Source organism: Amycolatopsis sp. cmx-4-54, assembly GCF_046548895.1.
Taxonomy (GTDB): domain Bacteria; phylum Actinomycetota; class Actinomycetes; order Mycobacteriales; family Pseudonocardiaceae; genus Amycolatopsis.
On the sequence record NZ_JAEBEJ010000006.1, the window covers coordinates 530,791 to 554,253 of the forward strand.

Genomic DNA, 23,463 nt, shown 5'->3' on the forward strand with positions numbered 1-23,463 from the left:
CAGCGCGTGCGGCCCCGCTGTCCTGCATCCAGTTCAACCGATCAAGGGGGCCTTTGTCATCCCGGTTTGGGGTGAGGCTGCCCACCCTCAGCGGCGGGCGGCGAGCACTCCCTGGAGCAGGCCGGGAAAGAGTTCGTCGAGATCCTTGCGGCGCAAGGAGTTGTAGCGGGCGGTGCCCTGCTGGCGGCCCATGATGATGCCCGCTTCGCGCAGCGTGCGCAGGTGATGGGTGAGTGTGGACTTGGTCACGGCGACGTCGAATCCGCTGCACGAGATCTCGGTGCCGGACGCGGCCAGCTGGCGGACCATGTCGAGCCGGACCGGGTCCGCGAGCGCGGCGAGGACCGCCTCGATCCGGATCTCGCCCTGATCGGGATAGACGTACTGCTGCGTCGCGGCCATCCGTCCATAGTACGACGCCCCTCGAACTTCCGGCGAGTTCGTAGTACGGTCTCCATCGAACTACGACAACCATCGAACAACGACCCCCACCTGCGTTTAGCGGGCTAATCGCGATCCGGCCCCGACCTGCGTTTAGCGGGCTAATCGCGCTCTGTGGGGTCTGGAGCTGGGGACTCATGAATTTCGCACCACCCAGGACCGCGGTGCTGGCGCTCGGTACCTTCGCGGTCGGCACCAGCGGCTACGTCGTCGCCGGGCTGCTGCCCGCGCTGACCGGCGAGCTCGCGGTCTCCGAGACGGCCGCCGCCCAGCTGGTCACCGCCTTCGCCATCGCGTACGCGGTCGGCTCACCGCTGTTCGCCGCGGTCACCGGCCGCTGGGAGCGGCGCACGCTCCTGGTCGCCGCCCTCGTCGTCACCGCCATCGGCAACGCCCTCGCCGCCCTCGCGCCCGGCTACGTGACCCTGCTCCTCGCGCGGGTCGTCACCGCGATCGGCGCGGCGGTCTTCACCCCGGCCGCGAGCGCCGTCGCCGCCGAACTCACTTCGCCGGAACGCCGGGGCCGCGCGGTCGCGCTCGTCTTCGGCGGGCTCACCGTCGCGACGATCCTGGGTGTCCCGCTCGGCAGCGTCCTGTCGCAGAGCGTCGGCTACCAGGCCGTCTTCGCACTCGTCGCGGCCTTCTCGCTCCTCGGGGCCTTCGCGGTCCGGCTGGTCCTGCCCGCCGTCCCGGCGCCGCCCCCGGTCCGGCTGGCCGAACGGTTCACCGTCGCCAAGGATCCGCGCGTCCTCGCCATGCTCGGCGCGACCGTGCTCGGCTGCCTCGCCGCGTTCTCCGTCTACACCTTCATCTCGCCGGTCCTGTCCGCCACCGCGGGCATCCACGGCACGACGGTCAGCCTGCTCCTGTTCGTCTACGGGGCAGGCGGCGCGCTCGGCAACGTCCTCGGCGGCCGCGCGGCCGACCGCTGGGGCGCCAGGGGACCGCTGCTGGTCGTGTTCGGCGGGATCACCGTGGTGCTCGCGCTGCTGCCGCTGGTGGCGACCACCGTCGTGGGCGCGGCCGTCGTCCTCTTCCTGTGGGGCCTGGCCACCTGGTCGGTCAACCCGCCGATCCAGCACCGGCTGATCGAGCTGTCCAAGCAGAACGCCGGACTGGTCCTCTCGCTCAACGCGTCCGCGATCTATCTCGGCGTCGGCCTCTCCGGCCTGGTCGGGGGAGCGGTGCTGAGCGGCGGCGGGCCGCTCCTGCTGCCCGAGATCGCGGCGGTGCTGACCGCGCTCGGCGCGGCCGTGGTCGTGGCGGGCTGGCGGAACCGCGTGCCGCGGCCCGCGCCGGCCGAGTGACGACTACTCGGCACGAGACTGGACTTCGCAGTCGGGGCCGGGGAACACCAGCCCTTCGTGTCCGTCCGCGAACCGGACGAGATACGGCGGGGCGCCGTGTTCGCCGCGTACCTCGAGGATCTCACCGCGCTGCCCGGCCGATCCGACCGTGCGCCCGTGCACGTGGATCTCGTCTCCGACGGTCGCCTGCATGAGAAATCACCTCCGAAGCTTTCCAGGTTAGGAGCGTCGGGGTGATTCTCGCCAGTGACGCGATCGCCGTGCTGGGCCATGAGCAGCAGGGCGTTCCGCCGGATGCGCTCGGCTTTCTCGACACCGTCGTCGAAATCCCGTGGCGGGTACAAATCGGCGGCCCTGCGGTGACCGTCGCCGATAAGCTGCCCGGATGACCGACGTACTCGACAAGGTCGCCGGGAAGAGTGGCGAACTGGTGCTCCGCCGGACCGGAGCCGATTTCGAGGTCATCGCCAACGGCGTCTTCCTGATGGACACCCGGAACGGTGAATCCGAACGGTTGCTCGTGTCGGTGGCGGCGGACCTGTTTCCGGGCAAGGCACGCATGCTGATCGGCGGCCTCGGCGTCGGTTATTCGCTGCGCGCCGCGCTGGACCATCCCGGGGTCGGCGAGGTCGTGGTGGTCGAGCGCGAGCCCGCCGTGATCGGCTGGAACCGCGAGGGCCCGCTCAAGGACGTCCACGACGACGCCCTGTCCGACCATCGGGTCACCGTCGTCGAGGCCGATCTGGTGAAGTGGTTGCGCCGGACGGAAGAACGGTTCGACGCGCTGTGCCTCGACATCGACAACGGTCCTGAGTGGACGGTCACCGACGGGAACGCGAAGCTGTACTCCGGCGAAGGCCTCGACCTGCTCGCCGCGCGGTTGCGGCCCGGCGGTGTGCTCGGGGTGTGGAGCGCCGAGTCGGTGCCGTCGTTCGCGAAGCGGCTCCGCGCGCGGTTCGGTGAGGTGCGGGAGCTGAAGATCCCGGTGCCGCAAGGAGAACCGGACGTGCTGTGGTTCGCGCGGGTGTAGCGGACGCCGTGCGGGTCAACGCCCGCTGGTGCGACACGGTGTGCCGGACGGGCACCTTCACCGCCCGCGTCTGGAAATCGGCGAGCCGGACGCCGCCGTCGTACCCCGACGCGATGACCCTGACGCCGGACGCGACGGCCGAAGAAGTCCTGGACGGGATCGACACCTCGCCGGGCTGTGCGGTCAAGGACAGCTTCGGCTGCCTGGATCTTTCGCGGGCGGGTTTCGAGGTCCTCTTCGAGGCCACCTGGATCACTCGTACGGCGCAAGTGCCGCTCGAACCGGGCTGGTCCCGCGTTGCCGACTCCTTCGGGGACGCGTCCGTCGCCCTGTGGTCGAACGGGGTCGCCGGAGTGACGGCCAACCGGGGCGGCGATTTCGCCGGACTGTCCAATTTGTACACTCAAGGTGACTTGGACGACGCCTGGCGCGGCGCGACCTCGGCCGTCGCGGCGAGCTTCCCCGGCCTGCCGATCACCGGCTACGAGCACGGAGAAGACCTCGTCGCCGCACTTCGCAACGGTTACACGGCTCTGGGGCCGCTGCGGGTCTGGGTGAAATGATCACCGCATGGAGATCACGACCTGGCACCTCGAGCAGACCTCACCGGACGACCTGAACGCGGCGAAACCGCCGGCCGTCCCGGTGAAGGTCGCCCGCGCCGAGCTGGTCAGCCCGGAACTGAACCGCTATCTCTACACCGCCGTCGGCGGCGACTGGTTCTGGATCGACCGGCTCGGCTGGACGTGGGCGCAGTGGGTCGAGTGGCTGGACAGGCCGGGCGTCGAGACCTGGGTGGCCTACGCGCAGGGGACGCCGTGCGGCTACTTCGAACTCGACGGCACTGTCGACGGCGAAGTAGAACTCGCGTACTTCGGCCTGATGTCGTCCTTCGTCGGCAAGGGCGTCGGCGGGCACCTGCTGACCGTCGCGCTGCGGGAGGCGTGGGCGCTCGCGGAGCGCTGGCCGGGCAGGACGACCACACGCCGTGTCACGGTCCACACCTGCACCACGGACGGCCCGGCCGCGCTCAAGAACTACCAGGCGCGCGGCTTCCGGCTGTTCCGCACCGAAGCCGAGCAGGTCGAATTGCCCGCCGAGACCCCGGGACCGTGGCCGTGCGCCGAGAAGAAGTGACGTCAGCGGCCGGCCTCCTGACCTGTCCTCGGTCCCTCCCAGCCGTGGCGGACGGCGATCTCCGCCGCCCGTTCGAACTCCGCGGGCCCCCACGTCGGGACCGGCATACCCGGTACGGCCGGATCTCCCGCTTCCTGGAAGAACTTCTCGAACCCGGCGGGGGTGTAGACGAAGATCGTGTGAGCGACGTGGGCGCCGATGTTCTTGAAGCAGTGCGGGATGCCGCGGGGGACGAGCACGAAATCCCCCGCCCTGCCGAGGAACTCCTCGTCGCCGACGGTGAAACTCAGCTGGCCGGACAGGACGTAGAACGCCTCGTCCTCCTGCGTGTGGACGTGCAGCGGCGGACCGCTGCCCGGCAGGATCGAGGACTCCAGGACGGACATGGCGCCATTGGTGCTCTCGGCGCTCGCCTTCACGGTGTAGACGTTGCCGTCGAACCAGGTCGTCGGCCCGTGGCCGGCGGGAACGAGCGCGGATGGTTCGGTCATGCTGCTCCTCAGTGTCTGTTGGTGAACCCGCGCCGCGATCGCGGGGCCTCCGGCCGGGCGGGTTCACGCGTTGTATCCGTCTTCCGGGCGATCCTCAGCGGTTGGACCACGGCCGGTCGGACTGGTACGGGCGCGCGGCGGTCTCCCGTTCGAACGGCGCGCCCGCGGGGATGTTGATCAACTCCAGCTGCATCCCCCACGGACTCACGAAGTACACCCACCGATCTCCCGCGATCGGCCCGTCGGTGATCGTCTCCGGGTCGCCGAGGACCCGGACACCCGGCTGGGCGCGCAGATAGGCCGCGGCGGCGTCGACGTCCGTGACGTGGATCGCCAGGTGGTGACCGCCCCAGTCGCTGTTGCGGGGAAGTTCGCGGCGCTGATCCGGCGCGGTGTACTCGAAGAGCTCCAGATTGGTCACCGGCCCCAGCCGGAGCATGGCGACCCTGGCGACCGCCGCGGCGTGCACGGCGAGTTTGCGGGTCATCCAGTCGCCGTCCCGGTCCTGTACGGGGCCCTCGGTGTAGATCAGCTCCGCGCCGATGACCTCGACGAAGAACTCGATCGCCTGCTCCAGATCCGGGACGGTGTAGGCGACATGGTGCACCGCCCTGGCTCCGGGGATGCCCCGCTGCCGGGTCTCCCGCACCGACGGCCGGGTCACGTCACGCCTCCGGGCACTTCGATCATCAGCCAGCTCAGGTGTTCCGTGCCCTGGTTCGCGAACCGGTGCACCGCACCGGCCCGGGTGGCGATCAGGTCGCCGGGGCGCAGGTCGTGCGACACCTCGTCGATACGCAGTTCACCTTCGCCCGCCAGCACGAAACAGAACTTGCCCGTAGCGGTCCGCGTGTCCTCTTCCCGCAGGGCGCCGGGCGGCAGCGAAGCCCAGTGGATGGCCTGCCACGTGCTGCTCAGCCCGCCCCGGTCGATCAGCCGGTTCCCGGTGGCATCGGACCGGCCGCCGACGTCGGTGACGATCACCTCGTTCACCCCCGGCTCGTGCAGCGTACGAAGGATTTCCGCCGCACGGGCGAGTTCGGCGGCGGTGAGGTCGTTGAGGAAGCAGGCCGCGCCGATCCCGACCGGGATCGGCATCCGTTGCCGCCCGTCCCGGTGCCGGACGGTCTCCCGCAGTGCGTGTTCCAGCAGCTCGGCTTCCATCAACGGATGCCAGACGGGCAGGCGCAGCCGTCGCATGAGCCGGAAGATCCGTTCACGGTCCACTGTGGACACCAGACCCCTGGCCTCGGCGATCACCGTGGTCAGCGCCATGTCGATGGTCACGGCCTCGCCGTGCAGCAACGCGGGAAGCGCCCGCATCTCCAGAGTGGGACTGAACGAGTGACCGTAGTCGACCACCCGTTCCAGCTGCTTCTCCCACAGGTTCGGCCGCAGCTCCTCCAGCATGCCGCCCACCGCCCGGCTGAACACCTCACCGGCGACGAGGTCGCCGGTCTGGGTCTGCCCGGTGAGCCGCTCGGCGAGGAGCAACTCGGCGTGGTCCTCCAGCAGCTGGAACAACCGCGCGTCCTTGATCAGCGCGATCTTGAGGATCTCCGCGAGCCCGTTGCTGATGTGCCGACCGTCCAATGTGGCCAGGAAATCGCGGTCCAGCAACGCCACCGTCGGCGCGAAGTACGAGCCGAGACGGTTCTTGTGGCTGCCGTGGTTCACCCCGGTCTTGATGCCGACCCCGGCGTCGACCAGCCCGATCAGTGAGGTGGGGACCCGGACGTACGGGGTCCCGCGCCGGTACAGGCTGCCGACCAGGCCGACGATGTCGAGCACGACGCCGCCACCGATGGCGATGATCGGCTCGTTCCGGCGGGAGATCCCGAACGCGTCGAGTCCGTTCACCACGGTGAACACCGACTCCATCGTCTTGGTCTCCTCCGAGACGGGCAGGACGCAGAGGCTGTATTCGACGTTGTGGTGTTCCAGGTACTTGCGCACGTTGTCGCCGTAGATGGCGTAGACCTCGGCGTCGACCACCACGAACCGCCGGAGCCGCTCGGCGCGGACGAGGGTGCCCGCGTCCAGCAACGCCGGGTTGGACGGATCGAGTACGCCGGTGGTCAGCTGGACTTCGTAGTCGACGGGGAGCTGGGCCTCGACCCGCCAGTGGTGGGCGGGAAGACCCGTCTCCACCGGTTTCGATTCGACCGGTTGCATGTTCACGTCCTCGCGACCACTTCGTTGACGGCTGACTTCACTGCGGTGGCGACGGCCGCGATCTCGTCGGACGACGAGAGCGGGGTGATACCGAATCCGGCGCCGAGATAGGCGTCGACCACGCCGACGGACAGCGTGATCGACCGGCCGAGGATGTCGTCGGTACGGGGCAGCATGTGCGGCTCGTACCGCGCCTCGGTGGGATGGGCCGGACACCCGAAGGGGTGTTCCGACGCGGTGGGCATGCGACGGCTGATCAGCTGGGGCATGTTCCCGTAGTAGTGACGGCCGGAGTCGATGAGCGTGGCGGTGCCGAGCTTGGCGGCCACCGCCCGCGCCACCTCGACGGTCTCGAACCGCAGGACGAAGAAGGAGTGGCATTCGCCGTCCGGATCGTTGAGCCGCCTGCGTTCGACGCCGGGCAGCTCGCCGATCGCCTCGGCCAGCGCGGTCTTCTGCTTGCGCAGGGTTTCCAGGATGAGATCGATCTTGCGCAGCTGGCCGAGCGCGACGGCGCCGCTCAGTTCGTGCATCCGCAGGTTCAGCCCGAACAGCGAGTCGGCGTCGGCGATGCCGTGACGCATCGGTTTGAACCCGTGGTCGTGGAAGGCGAAAGCCCGTTCGTAGACGGCGTCGTCCGCGATCGTGAGCAGCCCGCCGTCACCGCTGGTGATGATCTTGAACAGGTTGAGGGAGAAGGCGCCGGCGTCGCCGATGGTGCCGAGGGCGCGGCCCCGGTATCGGCCCCCGATGGCCTGGGCGGCGTCCTCGATCAGGAACAGGCCGTGGTCGTCCGCGATCCGGCGCAGCTCGTCCAGCGCGGCGGGCGCACCCAGCATGTGCACCGCGAGGATGGCCTTGGTCGCGGGGGTGATCCGGCGCGCCACGTCCTCGGGGTCGAGGGTCAGCGACTCGTCGATCTCGGCGAGCACCGGGACCGCGCCGCGGTGGACGATGGCGGCGATGGACGCGATGAACGTGTAGCCGGGGACGATCACCTCGTCGCCGGGGCCGACGCCCAAGGCCGCGAGCGCGGTGAGCAGCGCGGAGGTACAGCTGTTCACCGCCAGGCAGTGGGCGGCGCCGGTGCGCTGCTCGAATTCGCGTTCGAGTGTGAACACCATGGACGGTTCGGCGGTCTCGTCGAACCGGTACCTGTTCAGCTGCCAGGTGTCCAGCGCACGAGTGACCAACGCCTTTTCTTCATCACCGAGGAACAAGTAGCCCGGGCCGCTCATCTGCGCGCCTTTCCGCCGAGGATGGATTTTCCGTGCCGAGAATTCCGCGCGCCGCCCGCAGTGCCATCGCGACACTGGTCAGGGTCGGGTTGCTCGCGTTGGGTGTCGGGATGAGGCCGTTTCCGCCGAGATAGAGGTTTTCGACGCCCCAGACCTTCGAACCGGGGTCGACCACGCTGGTGTCCGCGTCGGTGCCCATCCGGGTGGTTCCCGCGATGTGCAACGGAAGGGTGGGAACGACGAAGCGCGGCTCGGACCCTGGCAGGTACGACCCGAGCGCCGCCGCGGCCCGCCGCAGGTCCGCCATCATCCGATGCTGTCGTTCACGGTCCCGGTCGCTGAGCGAGAAGTCGAAGCCCGGCCGCGGCAGGCCGAAGACGTCCTGTTCGGTGTCGGAGAACCGCACCCGGTTCTCCGGGCGCGGGTCGACGAGCCCGAACCAGCGCAGGTCGACCACCAGCCGGTGGTCGATCTCCCGGTTCGGCACCAGATCGGCGTAGGGCAGATCGCGATGGATCTGGCAGTGCCACGGACGGTCCGGTGACACCGGGATCCAGACGTTCGGGTCGGCGTCGTCCGCCGGGATGGGCAAGGGATCTTCCGGATGGCGTGCCCGGTGGGCGGCGACCCGCTCGGCGAAGCGCTCGTCGGCCGCCACGCCGTCGACGAGGTCGTCGCCGAGTACGACCTGGCAGAAGGCGACCGGCTGTTCGGTGAGGTAGCGGCCGAGCGCCCGCGGACGGATACCGGAGGCGTACAACAGCTGTGGGGTGAGCACGGCGCCACCGGCGAGGACGTACGTGTTCGCCGTGACCCGCAGAGTCCGCCAGTCGCGGTGGTCCTCGATCTCGGCGTACTCGATCCGCCCGCCGTCCGGCGACGATACGAGACGACGGCACAGATGCTGTTCGCGCAGCACGAACCCGTCCCGGCCGCCGTCGGCGAGCGGACCGAGCACGGTATCCGTTCCGGTCCAGCGCACGAGCCGGGGGTTGTCGGCGCGGCGCCGCGCCGCCATCGGCAGATGCCGCACCCCGTACCCGCCGGGCAGTTCCCGGTATTCCGAAGCGAGCGCGTCCAGGACGACCTGATGCGAGACCGCGTGCGCGGTCAGGTCGGTTCCGGTGCCGAGCAGTGTCTCCGCGTCGCCGTAGAGCCGGTCCCACTCGGCGGCGGTGAAGGCGTCGGACCGTTCGACGGACGGGTGGTGCCGGGGGGTCACACCGGTCCAATGGGTGGCCATCCCGCCGACCGCGTAGGTGGCGACGCCCGCGTCCAGGCTGATCAACCGGCCGGGCTCGGCCGGCTCGGCGGCCGGAACCGACAGCGGGTGCAGATGCCCGCCGACCAGACCGCCGAAGCGCTCGTGGCTGTGCTGGTAGGCGAAGTGGTTCTTCAAGTGCTCGCCAGGACGGCTGGAGAGCTGCGGTCCGGCGTCCACCATCAGGACACTGCGCCCGCCTTCGACGAGCGTGCGCGCGAAGGTCGCGCCCACCGGCCCGGAGCCGACGACGAGGACGTCGACGTCGATTCGCTGGTGCCTCATGGGACTCTCCTTTCCCTGGTCAGTCGGACGGTGTCCGGGTCGGCAACCGCAGGCTCACCGAAGCGGGCATCAACGCCAGGAACAGCATTTCCAGCGGGGAGTCGCCGGTGTTCCGCCATCGACCGGCCGTCGCGTGCGCGCAGAAGACGAGTTCGCCCTCGCGGGCGAGCAGCGGGTCTTGGCCGTCCTCGGCGAACTCGGCCTCGCCGCGAAGCACGAACCAGGCCTCCTCGATGTCACCCCGGCCGCGTTCGTCGAGAACCGCCCCCGGAGCGAGCCGGACGAAATCGAAGGATTCGCATTCGCTGAACAACATCCCGCGGCGCCCGAGGCACCGCCACACCGCTTCGCCGGCGCTGCCGTCGAGGGTCCGGGTGAGCCCGTCACCGGAGTTCGAGACGATCATTCCGCACCACCCACGTTCGCCGGGACGACCAGGCTGACCACGAAGAACTCCAGTCCGTCCGGCCCGCCCTCGACCGTGACGGAACCGCGGAACGGCACCCCGACCGAGACCCCGTAGCGCAACGGGACGGTGGTGGACGTGGACGTCGCGGACCCGGTACCGCCGAGCGTGAACAGAACGTGCTCCTGCTCGTCGGCCACCAAGGTCTCGGACCGCCCTGGCGCGAGCTCGATCAGCCGGGCCCGGCGAAGCGGTCCGGACAGATAGTCCAGCGCGTCGACCTCGCGGACCTCGCGGAGCTTGATCACCTCGGCGCGGTCGCCACTGGTGTCCTGCGCGGGTACCTCCGGCACCATTCCCGGGCCGGAAACCTCGATGACCAGCCAGATCAGGTCTTCGTCACCGACATTGCGGATGCCGTGCCGGGTGCCGAGGCAGGTGGTGAGCAGATCGCCGGCGGTGACCGGATGATCGACGCCGTCGATTGTCATCACGCCGCTGCCGGACACCACGTAGTCGAACTGCTCGGTCCGGCTGTGCAGGTGCACCCCGCTGGCCCCGCCCGCGGGCAGGAAGGAACACTCCACCGCTTCCCACGCCCCGAACAGGTTGTTCCGCCTGGCAAGGCATTTCCACCGGGCGACCTTCTCGCCGCCGTGCATTTCGTAGACCTCGGACAGCTCGTCCAGGGTCGTGACGATCAGCCGGTCAGCCATGGTCGGCTCCGGTCAAGGGTGCGGGCGCCACCGGGATCCGGGCGGGAAGCCGGTCGGTCACCGCGGTGGGCAGCACCGCGAAGGACAGCAGTTCGAGGTTTCCGCTGGACGGGTTGTGCACCGACCCGCGCGTCCCCCCGGACCAGAGGACGAGGTCACCAGGGCGCAGCGGGACGGAATCCTCGGCACCGCCCCGGAATTCGCCTTCACCATCGAGTACGAACCAGACCGCGTCGACACCGTCCCTGCCGCGCCCGTCCCGCGTACCGCCCGGCGGCAAGCGGAGATAGTCGAAGGCCTCGCATTCGCTGTGCAGCATGCCGCGCCGGGCCAGACAGCGCCAAGCGCCGCCGTCCTGGCTCCGGCTCAGCCCATCGGCGTTGGTGACGATCACCGCGCCGCCCCGGCGGCCTGCGGTGTGGCGAGGCTGGCGATGAACAGTTCCAGGCCCTCGTCGCCCGCTTCCACCGTGACATTGCTGCCCAACGGCAGGGTCAGCGCGACGCCGGCGCGCAGCGGGACGGTCGTCGATCCGGTCACCGCGGTTCCGTTGCCGCGCACGATGAACAGGGTGTGCTCCTGGTCCTCGGCGACCAGCGTCTCCTGCTGTCCCGGCTCGAACTGCGGCAGCCGGATCCGGCCGAGCGGCCCGCTCAGAAAGACACGCGCGTCGATCTCCCGCACCTCGCGAAGATTGATCACCACGGCGTTGCTCATCGTTTTCCCCCATTTTCGGTCAGCTTCTGGTGTTCGGAATAGACGGCGGCCAGGTGCGGGCCGACCACTTCGATGACGAGCCAGGTCAGCCGGTCGTCGCCTGCGTTGATCAAGCCGTGCCGGGTGCCGATGCCGTTCAGGATCAGGTCACCGCCCCGCACCGGATGCTCCTGACCGTCGAGGAGCATGGTCCCCGTGCCGGAGATGATGAAATACAGTTCTTCGGTCCGGGTGTGCACGTGTTCGCCGCTGATCCCGCCGGGCGGCAGCGCGGCCCATTCGACCGCCTCCCAGTAACCGAACAGGTCATGGCGGCGGGCGAACGCCTTCCATTCGGAGGCGCCGTCCGCGCCGTGCACGCCGTGGACGACGGACGCCTGGTCGAGATCGGCGACCACCAGAGCGCCGCTCATGCCCGCAGTCCGTCGAAATGGGTGAGCCAGCCGTTCAGCGTGGGAGCGGAGGCCAGCTCTTCGAAGACGACCGGCACCTTGGCCCGGCGCCAGCGGCCGACCAGCCGCATCATGTCGATCGAAGTCAAGCCCAGCAGGATCAGGTTGGCGTCGCCGGGAACCTCCTCGGGCCGGGTATCGAGCAACGGGGCCAGGAGTTCGCGCAGTTCCTGTTCGCCGGGTGGTTGCGTCTTCGACGGGGGATCGGTGTCCATGTCAGCCTTTCCGGTTCGTTACCGACAGACGGGATCGCTCGGCGAGCCGCACCAGCGCGACCTTGTCGACCTTCCCCAAGGGGGTGACCGGGAGTTCGTCGACGAACTCGACGCGGTCGGGAAGCTTGTAGCCCGCCAGCCCACAGTCGTGCAGTGCGCGCTTGAGGTCGGGCAGCGAAGGGCGTTCACCGTTCACCACGAGGTAGGCGCAGGTCCGTTCCCCGAGGAAGTCGTCCGGTACGCCGACCACCGCCGCGCGGAGGACTCCGGGATAACCGAGCAGGTGCCCCTCCACCTCCGCCGCGGAGATCTTGTCGCCGCCCCGGATGATCACGTCCTTGATCCGGCCCTCGATGACCAGATCACCGTCGGCGGTGAGCCGGGCGAGGTCCCCGCTGCGGTAGAAGCCGTCCTCGGTGAACGCGATCGCGTTGTGCTCGGGCGCGCGGTAGTAGCCGCGCAAGGTGTAGGGGCCGCGGGTGAGCAGTTCGCCGATCTCGCCGTCGGCGACCTCGCGGTCGTCCGGGCCGACGATCCGGAGTTCGTCCTCTTCGGACAGTGGCCTGCCCTGGGTGCCCAGCGCGACCTCCGGCGCGTCGCCGAGCCTGGTGAGGGTGAGCAGTCCCTCGGCCATGCCGAAGACCTGCTGGAGCTCGCAGCCGAGGACCGGGGTGATCCGCTCGGCGACCGACCGCTGCAGTTTGGCGCCGCCGATCTGGACGACCCGCAGGCTCGACAGGTCCGCCTCGGACCACTCCGCCGCCTCCAGCCACAGCTGGGCGATGCTCGGCACCACCGAGGTCACGGTGACCCGCTCGCCGGCGATCAGGGCGAAGCAGTCGTCGGCCGTCGGGTCGTCGGCGAGCACCACCGTGCCGCCGGAGACCAGCGTGCCGAGCACGCCGGGGCAGCCCCAGGTGAAGTTGAACTCCAGTGGCAGAACCGCGAGGTAAACGTCCGAAGTGGACATTCCGAGCACCGCGGATGTGGCGCGGACCTGGTACGCGTAGTCGTCGTGGGTGCGCGGAATGACCTTCGGCAGTGCCGTCGTCCCGCCGGAAAGCAGGAAGAACGCCGCGTCCGACGGCTCCTGCTCGGCGAGTTCTCCGGGTTCGGCGTCCACAGTGGACAAATCGATGACGTCGCCGCCCATGCCGCTGAGGCTGAACAACAGCCGGAGCGAAGGCGCTCCCGAGCGGACTTCCTTCGCCAGCACCCGGTGGTCGAACCCACGGTGCACGCCGGGCAGCACATACGCCACCGCGCCGGTGATCCGGCACAGATGCCCGATCTCCTGCGAGCGGTGCGCGGTCAGCGCGAACACCGGTTTGGCGCCGAGCCGGAACAGGGCGAAACACACCGCGACGAACTCCGGCACGTTGGGCAGCTGGACCACGACCCGGTCGCCGGGGGCGATGCCGTACCTGGCGAACCCCGCCGCCATCCGGTCCGCCCAGCGGTCGAGTTCGGCATAGGTGATCCGGCGGTCGCCGTGCACCAGCGCGGTGGCGTCGCCGTACTCGGCGGCGGCCGTCCGCAGCACGGTGCCGAGTGTTTCACCCCGCCACAGCAGGGCTTCCCGGTATCGCCGCGCCAGATCGGCGGGCCAGGGGGTGCATCCTTCCAACACGTCAGTTCTCCGTCGCCGGCTGGTGGGCGGTGAGGATTTCGACGACGGCGGCGCCCATGGAGGCGCCCGCCCCCGAGGACACCAGGAGCACGCGGTCACCGGGGCCGACCTGCCCGGAGGTCCACAGATGCTCGAGCCCGAGGAACACCTCGGTCACCCCGGCGTGCCCGATTCGCCTGATGTAGTCCCAGATCCCGCGTTCGGGGTCGATCCCCAGCGGGTCGAGGAACATCGTCTCCAGTGATTCCCAGCCGAAACCGGGATGCGCGACCCTGGCGATCTCGTCGAAGGTGACGTCCGCTTCCTTGAGCACCGACTCGGTGACGGCGACGATCTTGTCGCCGAAGTAGCCGATGGGCGGGGTGACCCCCTGCGCCCACTGCTCGCGCATGTACTCCCGCCGCTTGGTGAAGTCCAACGGCTCCCCGACGGTCACCCCCGGTGGGAACAGCGGGTCGCCGCCGCGGTCGAGTGCCTCCATCCGGGCGTCGGACACCGAACCGATCGCCAGCAGCCGGGCGAATCCGTCGCCGCGGGACAGGGCCACCGCGGCGGCGGAGTCGGCGAGCACGAACGCCGAGGAGGTGCGCCAGCGATCCACCAGCGGGATGGAGAAGTTGTCCGCGGCGGTCACGAGGGCGGCCGGGTGACTCGGATTGGCCAGCAGCCGGGTCGCGGCGAGTTCGAGCGCGGCCAGCCCGCCGAGGCAGCCCTGCTTGACCTCGATCGCCGGGATCGGCCGGTCCAAGGTGTTGTTGAGGATGTAGTGCGCGGGCGACCAGGCGTCCGGGCCCTGGTGGTGGGCGTGGCTGTGCAGCAGGACCCCGAAATCGTCCGCGGCCCGGCCGGACCGCCGGATCGCGAGGTTCGCGGCCCCGACCGCCATGTCCGGCGCGGGCGTCGACCCGGCGACCGTGACCGACAGGATCCCCGACGCCTCGCGGGCCGCCTCGTCGTACCAGCCTTGCGCCACCGCGTGTTCGGTGCTCACCAGGCCGGGCAGGACGCTGCCGATCCCGGAGAGACAGACGTCGTCGGTCCTCACGCGGGCACCTCCGCCTTGATCTCGGCGGCGACCAGGAAACGCGCGACACTGTCGAGCTTCTCGCAGGTCTCCTCGAACTCCCGGTCCGGCTGCGACCGGCCGACGATGCCCGCGCCGGCCCGCAGCCAGGTCCGGCCGTCCTGGCGGTAGACCGTCCGCAACACCAGCGCGGCGTCCATCGCACCGGACTCGTCCACGGTCAGTACGGCTCCGCTGTACAGGCCGCGGCGCTCGGTCTCGTAGCGGCGAATGGCCTCGTACGCGGCCTCTTTCGACACCCCGGACGCGGTCACGGCGGGAAAGACGGCGGCGAAGGCGTCCCAAGCGTCGTGACCGGCGGCGAGTTTGCCGGTCACGCGGGAGGCGATGTGCTGGACACTGCCCCGTTCCTCCAGCGTCATCAGATTGCGGACACCCACCGAGTCCGGTTCGCAGACGGTGAGCAGCTCGTCGTTGCCGACCTTCACCGATATCGCGTGCTCGAAGATCTCCTTCTCGTCCGACAGCAGTTCCCCGCGCAGCCGGTCGTTGGTCGCGGCATCCGAAGTGAGCGCCCTGGTGCCGGCCAGCGGCTGGCTGACGACCGTGCCGTCCTCGGTCACGCTGACCACGATCTCCGGGCTGAACCCGGCGGCCTCCAGCCCGCCCAGCCGGACCAGGAACGACCGGGCCGGGGTGTTCCGGCGGCGGCCGAGCACATAGGTGCCGACCAGGTCGATGTCCTCTTCCACCTGCACGAGCCTGGACAGGATCACCTTCTGCAGCCGCGCGTCGGCGATGTCCTGTACCGCGCCCGCGACCGCGGCGCGGTACTCGTCGCGGCCGGTCTGCCTGACGTCGAGCGGAACCGCGTCGCTCTCCCGGCCTTCGACCGGGCGGACGAGCAGGTCGACGAGGACGGCCAGGGTGTCCGGGTCGGTGGAGCGCACCGATGCCCGGCCGGAGCCGATGCGCACCTCGCTCTTCGGCACCACGAGATGCAGCAGGGGCTGGTCGTCCACATGCTCGCGATCACCGTCCTTGGCGTAGGACAGCTCGAACGTCGCGGCGCCATAAGCCCGCCAGCCGCGGACCGGCAGCGTTCCGAGCAGTTCCTTGACCTGACGCAACGGCCGATCGCTCCAGGGCAGTCGCGCGGTCCGTACGCCGCCGAGCCGGGCTCCGTCCCGGTCGAGGATCACCTCGGCGAGCACCCCGCCCGCATAGGACCAGTGCCCGTCCTTTTCGTAGATGACGAATTCGCCGTGCGGGCCCGCCTCGGCCAGCCTTGCCGACAGATCGAGCGGATCCCCCGCCACCTCGATCGACGTCTCGACGTATTGCGCCCACTCTGTCCCGCCCATTACAAAGACCTCGATTCTGCTGACACGACGACCGGAAAAGGAATACGGATCCGAATTCAACCGGGGTGTGCTACCGGCGCCAGGCCGAAATCACTTCGATGGCCTGTTTCGGGTTGAGTCTCGGATCGCAGAAACTGGTGTACTTGTCGCCGACGTGGCCGATCATCGACTCATCGGCGACACATTCGGTGACCTCGTCGGGCGTGGTCTCCAAATGCAGTCCGGCGGCCACCCCGCGCCCCGCGGCCACCGCACGCCTGAATTCGGCGATCTCCTTCGCGACCGTTTCCACGAACCGGGTCTTCAGCCCGTCCGGGCCGCTCACGGTGTTGCCGTGCATGGGGTCGGTGAGCCAGCCGAGCCGGTGGCCCGCCTCGCGGACCGCGGCGACCAGCGGTGGCAGCCGCTCGGCCACGTTCTCGATGCCCATCCTGGCGATGAGGGTGAGCCTGCCGGGGGTGCGGAAGGGGTCGAGCCGCTCGCAGAGCGCGACCAGCGCGTCCGGCGTCATATCCGGCCCGACCTTGCAGGCGATCGGGTTGTCGATCGTGGCCAGCAGCGCCGCGTGGGCACCGTCCAGCTGGTTGGTGCGGTTGCCGATCCACGGCCAGTGCGTCGAAGTGAGCAGCCACCGGCCGGTCTCGGTCCGGCGCAGTAGCGGCAGCTCGTAGTCGAGCAGCAGTGCCTCGTGGCTGGTCCAGACCGACGCCTCCGGCCGTTCGCGGTTGCGCAGGCGCAGGTACTCCATCGCCGCGCTCGCCGCGTCGTAGCCGTCGAGCAGGCGATCCGGGTCCGGCCTCCGAAGCAGCGGGTCCGGTTCCGGGCTGTTGACCAGGTGACCGCGATAGACGGGCAGGTCGACACCGCCGACCCGTTCGGTCGGCCTCGACCGCGGTTTGGCGAACTGGCCCGCGATCCGCCCCACTCGCAGGACGGGCTTGCCCGTGGCCATCTTCAGCGCCCCGGCCAGCATGTCCACCAGGGCGATCTTGCGGGCCACATAACCCGGCGTGCATTCCGCCGGATCCTCGGCGCAGTCGCCTGTCTGCACGACCAGTAGTTCACCCGCCGCGACCCTGGACAATTGGGCACCCAATGTCCGGACATCGTCCGCGGATACCAATGGCGGCCGATCGGCGAGCACCTCTCTCACCATTCGTACGTGCTGGTGATCCGGCCATTCCGGCTGTTGCAAAGCCGATTCGGCCGAAATCACCGGTAGCTCACTCCGCACAAGAGCCTCCCCCAATGAGCAAAGTCCGCCGAAACTTGATTTGCCTGACTGGCGACGTTCGATCATTACCTGCCGCTGGGCATGGGCGGCGACTTTGCGCGCCGAATACCGCAGGAATTCGCGGCGGATTCGATAACCGAATCTAGCAGAACAACGGGCACCTGAGTAGGTCTGCCGTTCCCCGCCCGTCTCGCCAGCGGGACAAATGCGCTCGCGGCGGATCCGCCACTTCGCGCCCGATCGGGACGGTCCCACCCCGTCGTTGACGACGACCCGAACTGAAACTATGCTGGTTGCAGTTTCGAAGGGGGGACGGGTGGCTCTCAGCAGCAGGAGCGCGGCGGCTATCCACGCACTGACGATGCTGGCGCGCTGGGACGATTCGCTGACGTCGGCGGAGATCGCGGACAGCCTGGCGAGCAACCCGGTGCTGGTCCGGCGCATTCTCGGCAGCCTCCGCGACGCCGGGCTGGTGCGGTCCACGGAGGGGCGCGGCGGCGGTTGGACGCTGGCCCGCCCACCGGAGGAGATCACGCTCTACGACGCGTACACCGCGGTCGAGCAGGGACCGATCCTGACCAGGCATGCCCATCCGCCCAGCACCACATGCGATGTCGGCCGCCATATGCGCGCGCTGCTCGACGCGGAGTTCCGGGAAGCCGAGCAGGCCATGGAAGAACGGCTCGGCCGCACGACGATCGCGCATCTCGTCCAGCAGGTGCTGGCCAAGGGTCGCGAGCTCGCCCGCGAGGAAGCTCTTCGCGCCGGCCGCGCCTGAAGGTCACAGGAGCCCTTCTGGTTGTGATCAGCGGGACGACACGCGTGAGAGCCCCGGCGAGGCCGTGTCGTCCATCCGATCACGCGTGTCGTCCGTCTGATCACGCGTGTCGTCCATCCGATCACGCGATATGACAGGAAAACCGGGCCGGAACGCCACTCACGACCGGCCCGATCCACCGGCACGGACACCAGAAACGGAAGCCATGTCCTCGAAATCCAACCCGTGGCCCGCGCTCTACGCGGTCATCGTCGGTTTCTTCCTGCTCCTGCTGGACATGAGCATCGTCGCTGTGGCCAACCCGGCGATCATGGCGGACCTGCACGCCGACATCTCCCAGGCGATCTGGGCCACCAGCGCGTACCTGCTGGCCTACGCGGTGCCGCTGCTGATCACCGGACGGCTCGGCGACCGCTTCGGCCCCAAGAACGTCTACCTGATCGGCCTGGTGGTGTTCACCGGGGCCTCGCTCTGGTGCGGAGCGTCCACCAGTATCGACATGCTGATCGCGGCGCGCGTCGTGCAGGGACTGGGCGCGGCTCTGATGACACCACAGACCATGGCCGTCATCACCCGGACCTTCCCGCCGGACAAACGCGGCGCGGCCATGGGCCTCTGGGGCGGCGCGGCCGGGCTGGCGGCGCTGGTCGGCCCGATCGTGGGCGGCGTGCTGGTGGACTGGCAGGGCTGGCAGTGGATCTTCTACGTGAACGTGCCCATCGGCATCGTCGCCTTCGTGCTGGCGGTCTGGCTGGTGCCCGCGCTGGAGACCCGGGAGCACAAGTTCGACATCACCGGTATGGCGCTTTCCGCGATCGGGATGTTCCTGCTGGTGTTCGGCATCCAGGAGGGTAACGCCCGGAACTGGGACCTCGTCATCTGGGCGCTGATCGTGGCCGGCGTCGCCGTGCTGATCCTGTTCGTCTTCAACCAGTCGCGCAACACGCGGGAACCGCTGGTGCCACTGAGCCTGTTCAAGGACCGCAACTTCTCACTGTCCAATGTGGCCGTCACTTCGATGGCCGCGGCGGTGAACGGCCTGTTCGTGGTCGCCTACTTCTATCTGCAACAGGTGCGGGACCTGTCACCGACGAAGTCGGCGATGGTCTTCGCTCCGATGGCGATCCTCACCGGCTTGCTCGCGCCCTTCGTCGGCAAGATCGCCGACCGGTTGCCGCCGCGGATGATCCCGACCATCGGTTTCGCCTTGTTCGCCGGGACCTTGTTCGGCTACACGTGGATCATGACGCCGGATTCGTCACTGGCGCTGTTCGTCGTCCTCGGCGCGATCGCCGGTATCGCGAACGCCTTCGTCTGGGCGCCGCTCGCGGCCAACGCGATCCGGAACCTGTCCATGCATCAGGCGGGAGCCGGTTCCGGCGTGTTCCTGACCACCCGCCAGATGGGCTTCACGCTCGGCTCGGCGGCCATCAGCGCGCTGCTGTCGACACGTATCGCGGCTCAGGGACTTCCGGCCGGTCCGATCGGCGAAAGCGGCGACGGCACCAGCGTGCGCGACCTGCCACCCGAACTGCGCGAAACGGTGCTGCACAAACTGAGCAGCGCGCTCAGCCAGTCCATGTACCTGCCGGCATTGGTCCTGCTGGTCGGCTTGGTCGCGTCCGCGCTGTTCGTGGGACGACCCCGCGCCGCCGAAACCGCGACCGCGCAGGCGGCGAAAACCACTGCGGGGCGCTGAATCCGGCACACCACAGGATGCCGAAAAGACCCCTTTCGCTTCGGCGAAAGGGGCCTTCTCGGTCAACCGGCTCAGACGGTCTTCATCATCCCGCCGTCGATCACCAGATCCGCACCGCTCATGTTGGCCACCTTGCCGGAGGCGAGGAACACCACGAGCGCCGCGATCTCCTCCGGGTCGGCGAACTCGCCGGTCGAGGTGCCGACGGTGGCGGGCAGCTGGTCCTTGAACGTGTCCAGCGTGGCACCCGCTCGTTTCGCGATCATTTCGCCGGGGCCGCCGGGTGAAGTCCACAGGTCGGTCCACACCGGGCCGGGCGAAATCGTGTTCACCCGCAGACCTTGGCCGCCGAACTCCTCGGCGAGTGCCTTACCGAGGTTCGACACCGCGGCCTTGACCGCGGATTGCGCGACCAGCCGCGGCTGGGGCAGTTTCGCGTTGACCGAACTGATGTTGATCACCACGCCGCGGCGCTCCAAAAGGCTCGGCAGCGCGGCCCGCGTCGCACGGACATTCGACATGAACGTCACATTGAAGGTGTGCAGGAACGCCTCGTCGTCGAGCTGAAGGAATCCGCCGGGCGGCGTCGACGTGCCCGCGACATTGTTGACCAGCAAATCGATCCCGCCGTGCTGGTCGAGAGCGTGCCGTACGACGCGGGCGGGCTCGTCGGGATGGCCGAGATCGGCCTCGAGCGCGTCCGCGGTCAGTTCCTTCAATCCGGCGGTGACGGTGCGGCTGCCCGCGACGACCGTATATCCGTCTTCGACCAGCGCGCGAACGATCGCCAGGCCGATTCCCCTTCCGGCTCCGGTCACTACCGCGACACGTGTTGTCTTCGTCGTCATGAAAAGTGTCCTCCACCGCTTCAGCGGCACTAGTGGTGCTGGATCGTCATATCATCGCCCGGTCTCAGATGACCGAATCCCGCATTCGCCCGGACCGGCGGCCGCTCCGGAAGTCCGTCCCGCCAGCGGGACGAACCGACGGCCGCCGATCGGGTTCTCCCCGAAACCGCGTTCACGTGTAATATCCCTTTTCGGAGAGCGTCGCGGCTCACCGACAGGCATTCACCGTCATCACGTCGATTTCGTGCTCAATATATCCTCCGCCGCCCGGTCCAGTATCAGTACCATCCAGTTCTCCAAGTGATCGTCCGCCTGCTGTGCGGCGGCCCGCCAGCGCTCGACGCGTTCCCTGGCAACGGCCAGCCTCGGTACCACCGAGGCCGGCTCCGCGGCCGCCTTCTTGTTCGATTTGATCCCGCGCAACCGACGGCGGAGTTCGTTGCGCGACCATCTCTCTTTCTCGGCACGATCCAGCCAATGGTCCTGTGCTCTGGCGTCGAGTGCGGCGACCTCGGCATGATGCTGGAAGCTCAGCAGTTCCCGGCGTCTTTCCAGTCGGAATCGGCGAGTGACCCAGGCATAGTTACGCAGGGTCTGATAGTCGAGCCCGGCGGCGTCGATGGCCCGGACATAGCGATCCGCGTAGTTCTCCTGACCGCAGACCAGCCAGTCGCCAAGACACCAGGCCGACGAATCGAAGATCCGGGAAAGCTGTACTCCTGCTCGTTCCCAGTCGCCATAGGTGAGGCTGGGCGGAATACGCAGGCCAAGGCGCGAAATCAGCACCTGGTCGGCGCGGGCCTGCGTCTTCGGTTCCAGTTGCGCCGGCTCGAGAACATCTCGGTTGGTTGGTGGCACAGTTCCCCCTGAAGGGTCGGACATTGTCATTTGGTGTACTAGCGATGAATTCCAGACGGCGTGGATCGACGCAGCAGACAATGGGCGACCTGACGGAGCCGTCGGTGAAACGATAAGGGACGGCCCGCGCGCGTCTCACTCCGTGAAACCGCTCCGGGTATACCGGCTGGACGCCGTGAACTCACCGCATGGACACCCCCCATAGGCCACCTCCGATAGTAGCCCAGTCGTTACTCATATGCGTTGCCCGTGACGCCTGTTACGGGCTACTCCGAATGCGCACCAATGGCTGCGGTGCTCTGGTAGGCTCGCGCTCACTTGGTGGCACGGGGGCCCGCCGAGGATGGGGTGCTGTGGGGGCAGCGGCGCGTATTCTCCGACGGCTCGGCTCGACGGCGAGGTCCGTCATCTTTGTTCTGCCCTTGATCTCCAGCGCGTATTCGACCTGACTTCAGTGGGGAAAAACAATGGACGAAAGAATCGCCGATGCCGCGCGCGGAAAGGGCAGGCGGGCATTTCTCAGCGCGAGCGCGGGGCTGGCCGTCGGCGCCGCCGCGCTCCCGTTCCTCGGCTCCGGGACCGCGAACGCGACCGACCGGACGGCCGACCCGTTCGGTCCCTTCACCGTCAAGCCGGGCGACCCCCGATACGGGGAATTGATCACCGGGAACAATCAGCGCTGGGTCGGATCCCCCGACTGTTTCCAGCTGGTCGGTTCGACCCAGCAGGTGGTCGACGCCGTCCAGGCCGCGGTCACGTCGGGCAGGCGGATCGCCGTGCGCAGCGGCGGGCACTGCTACGAGGACTTCGTCAGCAATCCCGACGTGCGCACGGTGATCGACATGTCCGAAATGGACTCGGTCCGCTACGACCCCGCCATGAAGGCCTTCGCCGTCGAACCCGGCGCGCGGCTGCTGAATCTGTACGCCACCCTCTACAAGGGCTGGGGTGTGACCCTCCCGGGTGGACGGTGCTACTCGGTGGGCGCGGGCGGGCACATCTGCGGCGGTGGCGACGGCCCGCTGTCCCGGCGCCTCGGGCTCACCGTCGACCACCTGTACGCCGTCGAGGTCGTGGTGGTCGATCAAGCGGGCAAGGCGCGCAGCGTCGTGGCGACCCGCGAGCCCGCCGATCCCAACCGTGATCTGTGGTGGGCGCACACCGGTGGCGGCGGCGGGAACTTCGGCGTGATCACCCGCTACTGGCTGCGCTCACCCGGCGTGAGCGGTGCCGATCCGGCCACCGCGCTGCCCAAACCGCCGTCGACCGTCCTGGTCAACGGAATGTCGTTCTCGTGGGCGGAACTCACCGAGGCGAAGTTCGCCAGGCTGGTGAAGAACTTCACCGGATGGCACGAGCGCAACAGCGCGCCGGATTCGCCGGGCACGGCCTTGTCGGCTTCACTCGCCCTGAATCACAAGTCCAATGGCAACGTGGGCATGTTCGTCCAGGTCGACGGCGACGTTCCGAACGCGGAGCGGTTGCTGGAGGATTTCGTGGCCGAAATCCGCGACGGCATGTCGGCGGCGGTGCGTCCGCTGGACGGGAACGTGGGCGAATACAGCGCGATGCCGCAGCTGGTCAACGCCCAGCGGTTGCCGTGGTTCCAGTCGGTCCGGCTGCTGGCGACCAATTCGCCCATGCTGACGAATCCGACGCTCCGCGCGGACCACAAGTCGGCCTACCATCGCAAGGCCTTCACCGACACCGATCTGGCGGTCATCCACAAGCACCTCACGAGCACCACGATCGACAACCCGAACGCGATGCTGCTGTTGCTGCCGTACGGCGGGAAGGTGAACGCCGTGGACCCGGCCGCGACCGCCGCCTCGCACCGGAGTTCGGCCTTCCAGGCGCTGTGCCAGACGTTCTGGTCCGCCCCCGGCGACGACGCCAAGAACCTGGCCTGGGTCCGCAAGTTCTACGCCGAGCTCTACGGCGCCACCGGCGGAGTTCCGGTGCCCAACGACCGCACCGACGGCTGCTACGTCAATTACCCCGACACCGACCTGTCGGACCCCGCATACAATTCGTCCAAGGTTCCTTGGCACGACCTGTACTACAAGAGCAATTACGCACGCCTGCAACAGGTCAAGGCCAAGTGGGACCCGAAGGACGTCTTCCGGCACAAGCAGTCCGTCAAACGTCCGTCCTGAT

General features: G+C 68.7%; 27 protein-coding genes. 8 read left to right on the top strand and 19 right to left on the bottom strand.

What is annotated here, in order from left to right; translation table 11 throughout:
* Positions 1–87: 87 nt before the first annotated feature.
* Positions 88–402, bottom strand: a complete 315-nt coding sequence (locus ACLJQ7_RS23145) for an ArsR/SmtB family transcription factor (RefSeq protein ID WP_410650240.1) — start codon at positions 400–402, stop codon at positions 88–90.
* Between the two features lie 176 nt (positions 403–578).
* Here ACLJQ7_RS23145 and ACLJQ7_RS23150 point away from each other — a divergent pair, with 176 nt between their 5' ends.
* Positions 579–1,748 (top strand): MFS transporter, encoded by a 1,170-nt coding sequence (locus ACLJQ7_RS23150; RefSeq protein ID WP_410650241.1) that lies wholly within the window; start codon positions 579–581, stop codon positions 1,746–1,748.
* Between the two features lie 3 nt (positions 1,749–1,751).
* On the opposite strand, the gene ACLJQ7_RS23155 is transcribed toward ACLJQ7_RS23150, so the two are convergent.
* Positions 1,752–1,940, bottom strand: coding sequence for a DUF1918 domain-containing protein (locus ACLJQ7_RS23155; protein WP_034304523.1), 189 nt, complete (start codon positions 1,938–1,940; stop codon positions 1,752–1,754).
* Positions 1,941–1,981: 41 nt separating this feature from the next.
* Here ACLJQ7_RS23155 and ACLJQ7_RS23160 point away from each other — a divergent pair, with 41 nt between their 5' ends.
* Genes ACLJQ7_RS23160 through ACLJQ7_RS23175 form a run of 4 tightly spaced genes read left to right on the top strand, consistent with a single transcriptional unit; the run spans position 1,982 to position 3,915 of the window.
* On the top strand, positions 1,982–2,137 hold the full coding sequence (locus tag ACLJQ7_RS23160) for a hypothetical protein (protein WP_410650242.1): 156 nt from the start codon (positions 1,982–1,984) through the stop codon (positions 2,135–2,137).
* The gene (locus tag ACLJQ7_RS23165; protein ID WP_410650243.1) at positions 2,134–2,778 is read left to right on the top strand and encodes a spermidine synthase; all 645 of its coding nucleotides are present in this window, start codon (positions 2,134–2,136) and stop codon (positions 2,776–2,778) included. Before ACLJQ7_RS23160 ends, ACLJQ7_RS23165 begins: the two co-directional genes overlap by 4 nt.
* The gene (locus ACLJQ7_RS23170) at positions 2,760–3,341 is read left to right on the top strand and encodes a hypothetical protein (RefSeq protein WP_410650244.1); all 582 of its coding nucleotides are present in this window, start codon (positions 2,760–2,762) and stop codon (positions 3,339–3,341) included. Before ACLJQ7_RS23165 ends, ACLJQ7_RS23170 begins: the two co-directional genes overlap by 19 nt.
* A 7-nt stretch (positions 3,342–3,348) precedes the next feature.
* A complete protein-coding gene (locus ACLJQ7_RS23175) occupies positions 3,349–3,915 on the top strand; it encodes a GNAT family N-acetyltransferase (RefSeq protein ID WP_410650245.1) in 567 nt (188 codons plus the stop codon).
* A gap of 2 nt (positions 3,916–3,917) precedes the next feature.
* Here ACLJQ7_RS23175 and ACLJQ7_RS23180 read toward each other — a convergent pair whose 3' ends face one another.
* The 15 genes from ACLJQ7_RS23180 to ACLJQ7_RS23250 form a co-directional block, all read right to left on the bottom strand.
* Complete coding sequence (locus ACLJQ7_RS23180; RefSeq protein ID WP_410650246.1) at positions 3,918–4,406, bottom strand: quercetin 2,3-dioxygenase; 489 nt, start codon at positions 4,404–4,406, stop codon at positions 3,918–3,920.
* A 94-nt stretch (positions 4,407–4,500) separates the two neighbouring features.
* Positions 4,501–5,070, bottom strand: coding sequence for a VOC family protein (locus ACLJQ7_RS23185; RefSeq protein WP_410650247.1), 570 nt, complete (start codon positions 5,068–5,070; stop codon positions 4,501–4,503).
* On the bottom strand, positions 5,067–6,581 hold the full coding sequence (locus ACLJQ7_RS23190; RefSeq protein ID WP_410650248.1) for an iron-containing alcohol dehydrogenase: 1,515 nt from the start codon (positions 6,579–6,581) through the stop codon (positions 5,067–5,069). Before ACLJQ7_RS23190 ends, ACLJQ7_RS23185 begins: the two co-directional genes overlap by 4 nt.
* A gap of 2 nt (positions 6,582–6,583) precedes the next feature.
* Positions 6,584–7,819 carry a DegT/DnrJ/EryC1/StrS family aminotransferase gene (locus ACLJQ7_RS23195; protein ID WP_410650249.1) on the bottom strand — a complete coding sequence of 412 codons (1,236 nt, stop codon included), beginning with the start codon at positions 7,817–7,819 and terminating at the stop codon, positions 6,584–6,586.
* Complete coding sequence (locus ACLJQ7_RS23200; RefSeq protein WP_410650250.1) at positions 7,788–9,365, bottom strand: GMC oxidoreductase; 1,578 nt, start codon at positions 9,363–9,365, stop codon at positions 7,788–7,790. The genes ACLJQ7_RS23195 and ACLJQ7_RS23200 overlap by 32 nt, the downstream gene beginning before the upstream one ends.
* 19 nt (positions 9,366–9,384) lie before the next feature.
* On the bottom strand, positions 9,385–9,771 hold the full coding sequence (locus tag ACLJQ7_RS23205; protein WP_410650251.1) for a cupin domain-containing protein: 387 nt from the start codon (positions 9,769–9,771) through the stop codon (positions 9,385–9,387).
* Positions 9,768–10,487, bottom strand: a complete 720-nt coding sequence (locus ACLJQ7_RS23210; protein WP_410650252.1) for a cupin domain-containing protein — start codon at positions 10,485–10,487, stop codon at positions 9,768–9,770. Before ACLJQ7_RS23210 ends, ACLJQ7_RS23205 begins: the two co-directional genes overlap by 4 nt.
* Positions 10,480–10,881: a cupin domain-containing protein gene (locus tag ACLJQ7_RS23215; RefSeq protein ID WP_410650253.1), complete on the bottom strand. Its 402-nt coding sequence runs from the start codon at positions 10,879–10,881 to the stop codon at positions 10,480–10,482. The genes ACLJQ7_RS23210 and ACLJQ7_RS23215 overlap by 8 nt, the downstream gene beginning before the upstream one ends.
* Positions 10,878–11,204: a hypothetical protein gene (locus tag ACLJQ7_RS23220; protein WP_410650254.1), complete on the bottom strand. Its 327-nt coding sequence runs from the start codon at positions 11,202–11,204 to the stop codon at positions 10,878–10,880. Before ACLJQ7_RS23220 ends, ACLJQ7_RS23215 begins: the two co-directional genes overlap by 4 nt.
* Entirely contained in the window at positions 11,201–11,617 is a 417-nt protein-coding gene (locus tag ACLJQ7_RS23225; RefSeq protein ID WP_410650255.1) for a cupin domain-containing protein, read from the bottom strand. The genes ACLJQ7_RS23220 and ACLJQ7_RS23225 overlap by 4 nt, the downstream gene beginning before the upstream one ends.
* The gene (locus ACLJQ7_RS23230) at positions 11,614–11,871 is read right to left on the bottom strand and encodes a phosphopantetheine-binding protein (protein WP_410650256.1); all 258 of its coding nucleotides are present in this window, start codon (positions 11,869–11,871) and stop codon (positions 11,614–11,616) included. Before ACLJQ7_RS23230 ends, ACLJQ7_RS23225 begins: the two co-directional genes overlap by 4 nt.
* A 1-nt stretch (position 11,872) precedes the next feature.
* Entirely contained in the window at positions 11,873–13,501 is a 1,629-nt protein-coding gene (locus tag ACLJQ7_RS23235) for a (2,3-dihydroxybenzoyl)adenylate synthase (RefSeq protein ID WP_410650257.1), read from the bottom strand.
* A gap of 1 nt (position 13,502) precedes the next feature.
* A complete protein-coding gene (locus ACLJQ7_RS23240) occupies positions 13,503–14,546 on the bottom strand; it encodes a ketoacyl-ACP synthase III family protein (protein ID WP_410650258.1) in 1,044 nt (347 codons plus the stop codon).
* Positions 14,543–15,889 carry a salicylate synthase gene (locus ACLJQ7_RS23245; protein WP_410650259.1) on the bottom strand — a complete coding sequence of 449 codons (1,347 nt, stop codon included), beginning with the start codon at positions 15,887–15,889 and terminating at the stop codon, positions 14,543–14,545. Before ACLJQ7_RS23245 ends, ACLJQ7_RS23240 begins: the two co-directional genes overlap by 4 nt.
* A gap of 70 nt (positions 15,890–15,959) precedes the next feature.
* The gene (locus ACLJQ7_RS23250; RefSeq protein ID WP_410650260.1) at positions 15,960–17,123 is read right to left on the bottom strand and encodes a 3-deoxy-7-phosphoheptulonate synthase; all 1,164 of its coding nucleotides are present in this window, start codon (positions 17,121–17,123) and stop codon (positions 15,960–15,962) included.
* A gap of 316 nt (positions 17,124–17,439) precedes the next feature.
* Here ACLJQ7_RS23250 and ACLJQ7_RS23255 point away from each other — a divergent pair, with 316 nt between their 5' ends.
* Positions 17,440–17,901, top strand: a complete 462-nt coding sequence (locus tag ACLJQ7_RS23255; RefSeq protein WP_410650261.1) for an RrF2 family transcriptional regulator — start codon at positions 17,440–17,442, stop codon at positions 17,899–17,901.
* Between the two features lie 205 nt (positions 17,902–18,106).
* Positions 18,107–19,600: a DHA2 family efflux MFS transporter permease subunit gene (locus tag ACLJQ7_RS23260; protein ID WP_410650262.1), complete on the top strand. Its 1,494-nt coding sequence runs from the start codon at positions 18,107–18,109 to the stop codon at positions 19,598–19,600.
* A 71-nt stretch (positions 19,601–19,671) separates the two neighbouring features.
* Here the strand turns inward: ACLJQ7_RS23260 and ACLJQ7_RS23265 are convergent, their stop codons facing one another.
* Positions 19,672–20,448 carry an SDR family NAD(P)-dependent oxidoreductase gene (locus tag ACLJQ7_RS23265; RefSeq protein WP_410650263.1) on the bottom strand — a complete coding sequence of 259 codons (777 nt, stop codon included), beginning with the start codon at positions 20,446–20,448 and terminating at the stop codon, positions 19,672–19,674.
* A gap of 231 nt (positions 20,449–20,679) precedes the next feature.
* A complete protein-coding gene (locus ACLJQ7_RS23270) occupies positions 20,680–21,306 on the bottom strand; it encodes an LmbU family transcriptional regulator (RefSeq protein ID WP_410650264.1) in 627 nt (208 codons plus the stop codon).
* A gap of 467 nt (positions 21,307–21,773) precedes the next feature.
* Between ACLJQ7_RS23270 and ACLJQ7_RS23275 the strand changes: the two genes are divergently transcribed.
* Positions 21,774–23,462: an FAD-binding oxidoreductase gene (locus ACLJQ7_RS23275; protein ID WP_410650265.1), complete on the top strand. Its 1,689-nt coding sequence runs from the start codon at positions 21,774–21,776 to the stop codon at positions 23,460–23,462.
* The last annotated feature ends 1 nt before the right edge of the window (position 23,463 follow it).